At 39.0% G+C, this 11293-nt stretch carries 8 protein-coding genes; 3 read left to right on the forward strand and 5 right to left on the reverse strand.

Annotated features, from left to right (window positions below; translation table 11 throughout):
* Positions 1-44 precede the first annotated feature (44 nt).
* The 3 genes from IQ264_RS21525 to IQ264_RS21535 form a co-directional block, all read right to left on the reverse strand.
* Complete coding sequence (locus IQ264_RS21525) at positions 45-4235, reverse strand: PAS domain S-box protein (RefSeq protein ID WP_193982854.1); 4191 nt, start codon at positions 4233-4235, stop codon at positions 45-47.
* Between the two features lie 246 nt (positions 4236-4481).
* Positions 4482-5069 carry a 2-hydroxychromene-2-carboxylate isomerase gene (locus IQ264_RS21530; protein ID WP_193982855.1) on the reverse strand — a complete coding sequence of 196 codons (588 nt, stop codon included), beginning with the start codon at positions 5067-5069 and terminating at the stop codon, positions 4482-4484.
* Positions 5070-5131: 62 nt separating this feature from the next.
* Positions 5132-5689 (reverse strand): Uma2 family endonuclease, encoded by a 558-nt coding sequence (locus IQ264_RS21535; protein WP_193982856.1) that lies wholly within the window; start codon positions 5687-5689, stop codon positions 5132-5134.
* A gap of 208 nt (positions 5690-5897) precedes the next feature.
* Here IQ264_RS21535 and IQ264_RS21540 point away from each other — a divergent pair, with 208 nt between their 5' ends.
* The 3 genes from IQ264_RS21540 (at position 5898) to IQ264_RS21550 (ending at position 9316) form a co-directional block, all read left to right on the forward strand.
* Positions 5898-7292, forward strand: a complete 1395-nt coding sequence (locus IQ264_RS21540) for a sensor histidine kinase (RefSeq protein WP_193982857.1) — start codon at positions 5898-5900, stop codon at positions 7290-7292.
* Between the two features lie 196 nt (positions 7293-7488).
* Positions 7489-8361: a DUF2267 domain-containing protein gene (locus tag IQ264_RS21545; protein ID WP_193982858.1), complete on the forward strand. Its 873-nt coding sequence runs from the start codon at positions 7489-7491 to the stop codon at positions 8359-8361.
* Between the two features lie 112 nt (positions 8362-8473).
* Positions 8474-9316 (forward strand): hypothetical protein, encoded by an 843-nt coding sequence (locus IQ264_RS21550; protein WP_193982859.1) that lies wholly within the window; start codon positions 8474-8476, stop codon positions 9314-9316.
* Here the strand turns inward: IQ264_RS21550 and IQ264_RS21555 are convergent.
* On the reverse strand, positions 9313-10443 hold the full coding sequence (locus IQ264_RS21555; protein WP_193982860.1) for a tetratricopeptide repeat protein: 1131 nt from the start codon (positions 10441-10443) through the stop codon (positions 9313-9315). The genes IQ264_RS21550 and IQ264_RS21555 overlap by 4 nt on opposite strands.
* The gene (locus IQ264_RS21560; RefSeq protein WP_193982861.1) at positions 10440-11090 is read right to left on the reverse strand and encodes an RNA polymerase sigma factor; all 651 of its coding nucleotides are present in this window, start codon (positions 11088-11090) and stop codon (positions 10440-10442) included. Before IQ264_RS21560 ends, IQ264_RS21555 begins: the two co-directional genes overlap by 4 nt.
* Between the last annotated feature and the right edge of the window lie 203 nt (positions 11091-11293).

Genomic DNA, 11293 nt, shown 5'->3' on the forward strand with positions numbered 1-11293 from the left:
CAGTATGCCCAAAAACTTTTGTCAGCTAACACAACAGTTTAATTTTAGTTAACTTTGCGAATTGGTAATTCAATCCGAAATGTAGTTCCTGTTCTTGGTGTCGAAAAACATCGCAAATTACCTTGATGATTCTCTGTCACAATTTGATAGCTAATTGCTAACCCCATTCCCGTACCTTTACCAATTGGTTTAGTCGTAAAAAAGGGATTAAATATCTTTTCTTGGACTTGGGGACTCATTCCACAACCATTATCCTGAATGGAGATAACAACCTGATTTTCCGAACTAACAGAAGTTGTAATCGTAATCTGACCGTGATAGTTTGATTTTTCCGTAGGTGCTAGACTTTCTCGCTGTTGTTCGATCGCATCAATAGCATTTATTAACAAATTCATCATTACTTGATTTAATAAACCACCGTAACATTCCACCAGAGGTAATTGACCATAATTTCGCTTAATCTGAATTTCTGGGTTTCCTGCTCGACCGTTCAACCGATTTTGTAAAATTACTAAAGTACTTTCAAGATTTTCATGAATATCTATTTCTTTCAAAACAGCTTCATCCAAACGCGAAAATGTCCGCAGAGATTTCACAATATCTCTAATGCGTATAGCTCCAGTTTTCATTGATGTTAGTAATTGATAAAAATCACTGGCTAAATACTCAAATTCGATCTCTTCAGTGAAATCAGAAATTGCTGGCGGCGGACTAGGATAATAGTTCTGATAAAGTTGAATTAGCTCTATTAAGTTACTTGCATAATCAGTAGCGTGTTGAATATTACTATAAATAAAACTCACGGGGTTATTAATTTCATGGGCAATTCCAGCAACTAATTGCCCTAAACTTGACATTTTTTCTGCTTGAATTAATTGGGTTTGGGTAGTTTGCAATTTTTTCAGAGTTGTTTCTAACTCTTCAGTTTTTTGTCTTAAGGCTGCTTCTGCGTTGATGCGTTCTATTTCTGCACCAGCACGAGTAGCAAAAATCCTCAAGATAGCTGATTGCATTTTGAGGTCTTTTTCCATTGGTTTACTATCTAAAACTGCTAGTAATCCCAAACAATTACCAGCAGCATCTATAATTGGTAAACCTGCATAACTTTCGGCTTGTAATCTGATTAAATCTGTACATTTGGGAAAGAGCGATCGCACTGAATTTGGATATACACACAACTCACCTTGAGCATAAACATTCTCACAGGGGGTCCCGGCTAAATTATAAGTAAAATTATCGCCAAAGTCATCACCTGCCCAAAATGCTAAAGTTTTGACTTGCAATTTTTCTGAGTCAACAAATTCAGCAATCAAGGCATAACGAACTTCTAATACTTGGGCAAGATATTGAACACAACTTTTGAAGAATGCTGCCCCTGTTTTCGCTGCTGTACCTTCAACAATTAAACGAAGAGCTTGTTCTTGCCGTTGGCGTTCCGCAATATCAACAATAATTGACCAGATATATTGATTTCCATCTTTACCTGTCACCAATAGTCCGCGCAATTCCACAGGTAGCAAAAATCCATCCTTGCGGATATACTCTTTTTGGTAAGGGCCGTAACGACCAACGGTATTAAGTAATTCTAATTGACGGGCTTCTTCATCAGCATACTTTTTTGGAGTTAAATTCCAATAGCTTAATTGGTTCAATTCTGCTAAAGAATAGCCAGTAATTGTTTCAAAAGCACTATTGACTTCGACAAAATTACCTTGTGTATCATTTAGTGCAATTCCTACCGGGCATAACTCAAAAAGCGATCGCAATTTTTCTTCACTCTCTCGTAAGGCAATTTCTGCTTGTTTGCGATCGCTAATATCACGAGATACGCCTACTGTTAAAATTTTCTCACCAGCTTCGTTCCAAATAACTGACTTGATGGTGTTGAATATCTTCACTTTGCCATCATAACGGGTAACAGGTTCCTCAATTTCCAAAGATTGCCCAGTTTCAAACACATAAGTATCATCCCGAATGTATTGCAACGTATAGTCTGGTTGATTAAACGGAGCATCAATCATGTCTTTTAGTTGCTCGTTGCTCAAGCCATAATAGTCTCGAAATGCCTTGTTTGCCCAGGCAATGCGAGATTGGGGGCCTTTGACCAGTACCATATCAGTAATAGCATCGAGAATTTGATGATACTTTTGCTCGTTTTGACGCAGATTTTTTTCGGCTTCTTTGCGTTCGGTGATATCATTTCCTATGCCCAAAAATCCGGTAATTGTTCCTTCTCGATCGTGCAAAGCAGTAACAGAAAGTTGTACCGGAAACCGCGAACCATCTTTACGAATATAAGACCATTCATATTCATCAATCATTCCCAAACGTGCCTTAGCCACAAATACTTCAAATCCGGGTGCAATGGGTTTGCCCAATTCTGCACTTAGTTCGATTGCACGTTGTTTAACTTCTTCTAAATCATGAATAATTGCAGGTGTAACTTTATCTACTAATTCTGCTGATGAATAACCCAACATTTTTTGACCAGCAGCATTAATGGTTTTGATAATACCATTAGTATCAGTGGAAATAATCGTGTAGTTAGCGCCGTCTAAAATTGCTTGTTGTAATTGGCTAGTTTCGATTAATTTAGCTTCTAATTGTTTGCGTGATGTAATATCAACTCTAATTGCCAAATACTGACTAGGTTTATTATGCTCGTTGAGCAAAGGAACAATGGTTGTATTTACCCAATAATAGGTTCCATCTTTTGCTTTATTTCTGATTTCTCCTTGCCAGACTTGCCCTTTTGAAATTGTCTGCCAAAGATTTTGGAAGAACTCTTGAGGATGGTAACCGGAATTGATCAAGCGATGATCTTGACCAATAAGTTCTGCTCTAGAATATTGAGATATTCGGCAAAAATTATCGTTGGCATACTTAATGATTCCTCGCTCATCAGTAATAGCAACGATCGCAGCTTGATCCAAAGCAAATTTAATATCTGATAATTCTTTTAGGGAATTGCGGAGAGCGAGTTCTGTGGCTTTACTCTCTGTAATATCTCGAACGATCGTAGAGAAATATTCCACTTCTCCATCTGTTGATTTGTGAGCTAAGATTACTTGAGAAACAGGAATTTCGCGCCCCGTAGTATCTAGTATTGCTGTCTCGCCGCACCAAATGCCGGAACGTATTGCTTCTGGCAAGCCCTGATTTAAGATAATATCTAAAGCCGACTCTGGATGACATGAAGATATTTGTAACTTGGCGATCGCTTCTTCATCATTATTGAGCAGATTTCGCCAAGCTCGATTCAGATAAAGAGCTTTACCCGTTACATCAGCAGTTCCGATTAAATCTGAAGTGCTTTCCAAAATAGCAAGCTGACGTTGATTGTCTGCTTCAGCTTGTTTGCGATTTGTAATATCCCTGATATAACCATGCCAAAGGGTATTGCCATCAGGTTCCCTTTGGGGCGTAGCATGACCGACCAACCACAGCATCCGCCCATCCGGTAAGCAAACTCGATATTCGCAATACCAAGGAGTAAGTTCTGCGGCTGATTTGAGAATGGATTGATTGACGCGATCGAAGTCTTCAGAATGAACAACTGTAAAAACCTTATAAGCATCCTCCCGTACTTCTTCTGGAGCAACGCCATAAATTTCTCTTAACCCTTCGCTGGCGTAAGGAAAATGGGAAGTCCCATCAGCACGCAGCCGAAACTGATAAATAACTCCCGGAATGTGACGGGCAATTTGCTCTAGACAATGACTTTCTGTGGAGGTAGCTATGCTTATATGCTCAATGCCTGCCTCCCTTAGTTGCGCTTGGGTTTGTGCGAGTTGGCGAGTCAGTTCTTGGACTTTTTCCTCAGCTTGTTTGCATCGTGTAATATCTCGCATTACTAAAAGATGGCAATCATATAAAAAGTTTGCTGTTGCTGCATATTCCACTACACGGAGTTCCCCATCAGTCCGCACTAAGCAGAACTCACTGTGCACTTTTTCCTGTTGTTGAAGTTCTTGCCATACTGTTTGAAAATCAAACCCTGGTTCTACAAATTCCCAGATGCAGCATCCCAGTAGTTGCTCTCTCTCTAAGCCAAATAATTTACAAGCAGCGGGATTGACATCTAAGTAATGCCCTCGATCGTCTGCGATCGCCATTGCATCAAGTGCCGTCTCAAACAGTGTCCGCAATTGATGATCTCTCATAAACTGTTGGGCTGGATCTTCTTCCTTAATTGGGCGAGCTACGCTATTATTGCCTCGTAGAGAGGATAACATACACAAAGTTTGAGAGTGTTAATATTTACATTCTGCCCCACGCTCGCTAAAAATGCAATCTACCCTCAGAGAAAAACTATAAATAAACAACACCGGACATAATATCACTCCAACAACCAACCAAAAATTTGCCCGACAATTAACTATAATTCAGTAGCATTTGTATCATTTAATAATTCCCTAAAGTGAGTGGATTAGTTTAATTGTGTCGTTTTTGGGAACGGGCGCAAATCCCTTTAATTTTTCTCAACTAAGTAACGCTTTTTCCACTAAAATCAAGCGATCGTTTCCCCAATACATATCATCACCAATAAAGAAAGTAGGTACACCAAAAACACCTCTTTCTATCGCTGCTTGGTTCCGATTTTCTACTTCTTGAAGCACTGCCGGATCGGTAACAGCAGCAGCAACAGCTTCTCCATCTGCGCCAATCTCCGCAGCAAGTTTTCCTAATACTTGCGGGTCTTGAATATCCAAATCTTCAACCATATAAGCGCGAAAACCTCTAACAATAAATTCAGGTAATTTTCCCGATTTTTCTACTGCAATAGCCGCCGCCGCTGCTGCACCATTGTTAATAAAAAGACGTGACGGTATATTGAAAGGAACATTATAATATTTACACCAATCAAAAATATCCTTCACTATATACTTACGTTTAGCCGGGACATCCTTAGATCCAGGATTACCAGATAATTCAAAAACTTTGTACATATCAATTACTTGATAGACAATGTTGCATTTTGTTCTTTCGATTAATCCCGGAAGTTGCGTAGTGGCAAGGTAAGCAAAAGGACTACCTAAACTGACATATACTTCTAATGTTTTGCTCATAACAACCCTCTGTGAAATAGATTTGACGATCGCAAATTTTGCATCTTTATTTAAAGACAAATTTAAGGCAGAAACAGTTCAGGAAATGGTATTTCAATTTCGGGGAAAGCTAAGGGTGCGATCGCTGCATCTACAGTGAGAATAATTTCTTCTTGATAACCCGATTCAGTCGGATTACGGAAAATATAAACGCAGCGGTTGCTAATATCTAAAATCCAATATTCAAGAATATTTGCTCTAGCATAAATAGGTGCTTTTTCTTCGCGATCGATGTTTAAAGTAGTGTGAGAAATTTCGATTAATAGGAAGATATCATTCTCATGAGGGTGATTTTCGCCATAAGCATTTGGATCGATCCGAACTACAGCAATATCTAATTCTGGTTCTGAGTTAGAGAGAGTAATAGGTAACTGCATTCGTACATGAGCTATACCTCTCAATCTTACTTTCAAGTAATCAGACGATCTTTGGGTTGTAGCTGCGTGAGGTGGACGTTGAGGACTCATCTCTATTATTTTACCTTCTAAAAGTTCAACTTTATTTTCAGGAGTAAGAATCCCAGCATCGATCATTCGGTGATATTCTTCTACCGTCCACAAATGGATTTGGGTAGCAGTCATGGTAATTATCCTCGTTGTAGCTATTTGGCTGATTTATCTTAAGTTTAATTTAACTAAATTTTAACCAATAGCGATCGCTCCTTTTTCTTAATTTTGGCATTTCTGCGATTGGCTAAATTAGCCTGTTACACTATATTAATGTAAATTATTACGATCGAGAAGATATATAATTTAGAAAATTATTAGAATCCAGATCAAATTTATTACTATGTTTCAAACAACTCGCCGCCGTTTAGCTATTTGGTACGCAGCAGTAACAGCTGTGTTATTACTATTATTTGCAACTGGGGTTTATCTCTATGTTCGGAGCACTTTAATTGAAAGAGTTGATGATACTTTAAATCATGTTGTGGAAGTGGTAGAACGATCGCTAGTCATCGAACCAAACACCACAGACAACAAATTCCGCATTAACCTAGAAGCTAGCTTTCGAGACAACGCTGATAACGTAGAAGACGATCGCATTGACTTAGAATGGTTTAATCCTAATGGCGAATTACTTTGGTCAACTTTTTCTGAACCTTTGAACATTCCCATTCATGCTAACCGTACCGGAGAAACAGTAAAAATTGAGCGAAAAAACGATACCAACTACAAACTACAAACTACCAATTCTTCTAACTGTATACTTTTACGCCAAATTACAGAAAGAGTAGAAATTGGTAGAGAAGTAATCGGATATTTGCGTGTTAGTCATCCTTGGTTTGAAGTCACCAAACCCAGTCGTCAATTAATATTTGACTTAAGTTTAGGCACAACTTTTATGGTAATTTGTGTAGCAGCAATTGGTTGGTTTCTTTCTGGTTTAGCGATGGAACCAGTGAGGGAATCTTACCAAAGTTTAAAACAATTTACCTCCGATGCTTCTCATGAATTGCGAAGTCCGATCGCCATGATTCAAACCAACGTCCAAGTAGCTTTAGCCGATCCAGAATTAGAAGTAACCCATCACCAACAATTAAAAGTAATCGAAAGATTAACCAAAAGATTAGGTCGTTTAGTGGATGATTTACTATTTCTAGCAAGGCAAGATAGCGGCATTGTTCAACCTCGGTTTTCCGCTTGTCCTTTAGATGCTTTGCTAATGGAAGTAGTAGAAGAACAACAGTTAGTAGCACAGGAAAAAAACGTTGAACTTTCCTTGGATTTAAAAGCAGAGATTGGCGGATCGGGAACAGGAAAAAAGTATTTAGAAGAAACTGAAGAAGACTTTTTTAGCCTTTTAGGAGACTGGGATCAATTAGCACGATTATTTACCAACCTGATCGGTAATGCGCTGCAATATACGCCAACTAAAGGTAAAGTGAGTATAGAATTGCAGCGAATTTTTCGTCGGGGTAGTTTTCCTCAGCTACAAGTAAAAATTATTGATACGGGAATTGGTATTCCTGAAGATGCTTTACCTCATCTATTCGATCGCTTTTACCGCGTCGATCCAGCACGCAGTCGGGGAACAGTTACAGGTTCGGGTTTAGGATTAGCGATCGCAGCTGCAATTGCTCAAAATCATGACGGTAACATTCGCATTGATAGTGCGATTAATCAAGGAACAACTGTTACTATTACCTTACCTCAACAGCGTTTAGAAACGTTTAATTCTTAATCAATTATTGGTAATCTATGCTTAAATTTTCTGGTAATTTCATCTACCTTTAGTCAGGGATAAACAAAAAATTTAACAGAATAATTATTGAAAACAATTCACAAAGGAATGTTTCCTGTGACAGAGGTAATAGACATAGATTTCATATTAGCCTCAAGATAAGAATCGCGTGATTTAGGAGGCGTGTAATAGCATTATGACAATTGGAATAAGAGAGGATGTTGTTTACATAATGCTGAAGAAAATCAGCGAAACTGATAGCAACAACGAAAAGCACACAGTTAACTTCAACCAAAAAGATTTTGTTGGTAGGGAACTTACTCCAGCAGAATTTTTAGGACACTTGGATTATTTAAATCAAAAGCAATATATCAACGCCGAATTTAGCGGCAATGCTTACGGTAATCAGGAAGATGTTCCTGATGCAATTAATCCAAAAGAAGTTGATGTCAGAATTGCTAACACTTATGGTGCGCCTGATGGCCCTCTGCCTCATTTAATCACTTTTAAAAAGGCAGAATTAACCCAAAAAGGTCGCAAAGCTTTAGAAGAAATGGAGTCAAATCCTCCTGAATCTTTAAAGAGAGGCCCAGCAGTACCAATTGCTGATAAAGATATGCCTTTCTTGCAAAAAGTCATGCTAAAAGCTGGCTTATCAGAACCTTATGATGCCAGAGATTTGACTGAAGTCGTGTATCGAGTAATGCGCGATTTAATGACAACTGATGCAGCCGATCGCGTCGCCGCAGAACTGCACGAAGAAGCGATGCCAACAGAAGATAAAGCGTTGCAAATGGAAATTAGCGATCTGTGGAGAGATACTAATCCAATTGTCGGATTTTTAAGTCGAGTTCGTCCACCTTGGCAAGGCCCTGGCATTTTTAAAATTAACGACGATCGCTTTTTATTCCGCGTCGCCAACGAAGGTGGAATGCCACAAAATGTCGATCGAGAACAAGTAGTGAAAGCTGTGTTCTCAGCCACAAAAGATGAATTGTCCAAAGAACGAATTGAAGAAATAGCTGACTGGCTACCCGGAAGAGTTCGCCAATTGTGGGAAGAAGCATAACAGGGGATTAGCGATTGGTGATTGGGAAATTTTTACACTCTTTCACCGCTTCTTCAATCCTTGTCCTATTATTCAATAATTTCACTTTTTTAATAAAAGCTTGGGGGATAAAATGAATTTACCAAATCGGCAAATTAAAAAACAAATTGGACTAGTAGGAGTGATTTTTGGCAGCTTGCTTTTAGCTTTTCCAGCAGTTGCTCAAATGAACCCTACAATGCCTGAAAATATGAATACAACACCAGGAAACCAAAAACCTGAAAATGATGGATTATCTCCCGTAGAACGCAGTCGGCTTTGTGCAGAACGCATCAACAGTACAACCCTTGATAGACAAAACTCATCCCCGATAAATCGGCAAAATCCAACTTCCAGAAATAACAACCAACCTGCTTCGATTATCGAAACTTTGCCTTCTGGTAGCGTCAGTGAACCACCTGCTGTTCGCGATGGTCGTATAGCCAGTCCTACCCAAAGTGATGCCGAACAAATTTGTTCTAACTATAGAACCGAACGTCAACAAAGAGCGAGTAATTCCCTAAATTATGGGAACAAACAACTAGTTCGGCAAAATAGCTATTCTGCACCACTTAACTCTAATCAGACAACTGTAATACCAACACCAGAGCAACAACAAGCTGCAACTACTAGCGTTAGCACAGTTAATGGAGTAGTAAATTTGAGGTTAGTAAATAACTCTGGTGCTGATATTGCCTATCAGGTAATTGGTGACACCCAACCTCGTTATTTAACGGGTAACAATAGTGTTACTTTAAGCTCAATAAATACACCCACAAGTCTCACTTTTTATCGTCCAGACCGAGGCTTTTTAATTGTTACTCCTCAACCTGTTTCTCCCGGAGTTTTAGAAGTGATATTTAACCCCACGAGCAATTTTAGTTTGGACAAAACTACCATGACTGTACAACCATCAGGGGCAGTTTATTTGAATTAATCATTAACGGGAGTTTCAATCAATTCTCCTAACAATTCTGCAACTGCTTGAGTTTCCTTTAATTCTTGAGCCAAACAAATTGCCTGATGTTGTACCATTAGCGCTTCCATATTCTTACCTTGTTGTCGGTAAAATTGACTCAACAATCGTAGCGATCTCAACTCCTGGTAAGGATTTTCGGAAGCGCGAGCTATTTTTAAACGTTCCTCCAACAAATCTAAAGTTCGAGTATAATTTTTCGCGCAATTGTAGGTATTAACTAATCCATCAATAGCGCGAAATTGATTTGGGCGATCGATCGCAAATCGCGCCACCCTCAAAGCTGAACCATAAGCCTTGATTGTCTCCCAAAAATTGTCAGTAGCCCGATAAGCATCACCCAAATTATTATAAGTATTTGCCTCTCCCACCGGGTCACTAGCACGACCGCGATAAATTAAAGCTTCCTCATATCTTTTAATCGCTTGATTATAATCTCTTTGATTTGCAGCAACTAAACCCAAATTATTTAAAGATAAGCCAATACCAGCCGGACTGTTAGTAGCACGAGCAATAGAAAGTGCATCATTAAATGTTGTTTTCGCTCCTGAAATATTACCTCTTTTCAGTAAAAGCGAACCAACATTATTCAAGCCAAAAATTTGACCTGGCAAATCCTTATTCGCCCTCGCTACTCCTAATCTTTTTCGCAGCGCAACTTCTGCTTCTCGGAATAAACCCAAATCAGCATAAGCTAAACCCACATAATCATAAGTTCGACCGATCGCCTCCAGATCGCCTATTTCTGAATAAATAGTTATGGCTTTTAACCAATAAGGAATCGCCTTATCTAATAACCCGTTTTGTTGTGCTTGACCTCCTAAACGTACTAAGCGATCGGCCTCATTTCGACTCTCTCCTTGCGTGCCATTATTAATCCGAATATCCAATTGTTCATTTAAATCAGCCGCACCTAAAAGCAGAAAGTAAAAAGGCAGAACTAGGCAAAGGAAAAAAATTCTCTTTCGCTTCATTTCTGCCCGCATTTTACGAACTGAAACTAATCTTTTCGGTGCAAAAACAGTAGAATTAGGTAAATTCTTTACCCTATTATTCTTGCCAACTCCCCATTCTTCAATCTTTTTCATAGCAAAGATTCCTGCTTTTCAACCGTACCATCTTCACCTAAATAAATTTCCCGAATATCAGCAGGCAAAGATTGTTGTAACTCTTGCAAACCAGATATTAATAAAGACCTTACCTGATGAGGTGAAACCGTCTCTCCTTCCGTTTGCAGATAAGCAGAAATTCGCGCCTCACTCCAATGAAAAGTTTGCGACATCAATACAATTAACCTTTGCAAAGGAGGTAAAAAATCTAACGCTTGATAGGTATAACACCACAGTGGCGGAGAAGCAGCTTCCAAAGAATAATGAATTGACTCCACAGGCGGAACATCAGCTTGGTTAATACAAAGCGCCGTAATATTAATTAACCAATTTTGTAGGTTGAAATTTTCCATTCCTGGCGCACTTGCACCCCGCAAATCTAGTTCCATCATCGCATAATAGATATGTCGCCAGGTCAGAGCAAACAAATAATCAACCTGTACGGGAGAACGTCCAGAGTGGGCAATTAAAGTATAGACGATCGGACTATATCGACAAAAAATCGCTGTAAAATATTTCCCTTCTTCAGGATGGCGTTGAAACAAAGTCAATAGTTCCTGATCGCTGTAATGAGACAGAGACTTGACTTGTGGATGATCGGTTTCCGTAAAATAAGGAATTTGCACAACTTTACCCTTTGGCTAATCAATCAAATCATCAGATTTTACCAAATACTATACTGCTGAAGCGAAAATTTTGAGACTGTAGGGGCGGGTTTAGTAGAGAATTTAGTATTCACAACAGAAAAGTAAACAACAAAACCCGCCCTTACATAGTTTTACAATAATCAAACTCCCCACCTCCCCACCTCCCCACCCTGTCTCTTATA

It is taken from the genome of [Phormidium] sp. LEGE 05292, assembly GCF_015207735.1.
GTDB lineage: Bacteria > Cyanobacteriota > Cyanobacteriia > Cyanobacteriales > Aerosakkonemataceae > Floridanema.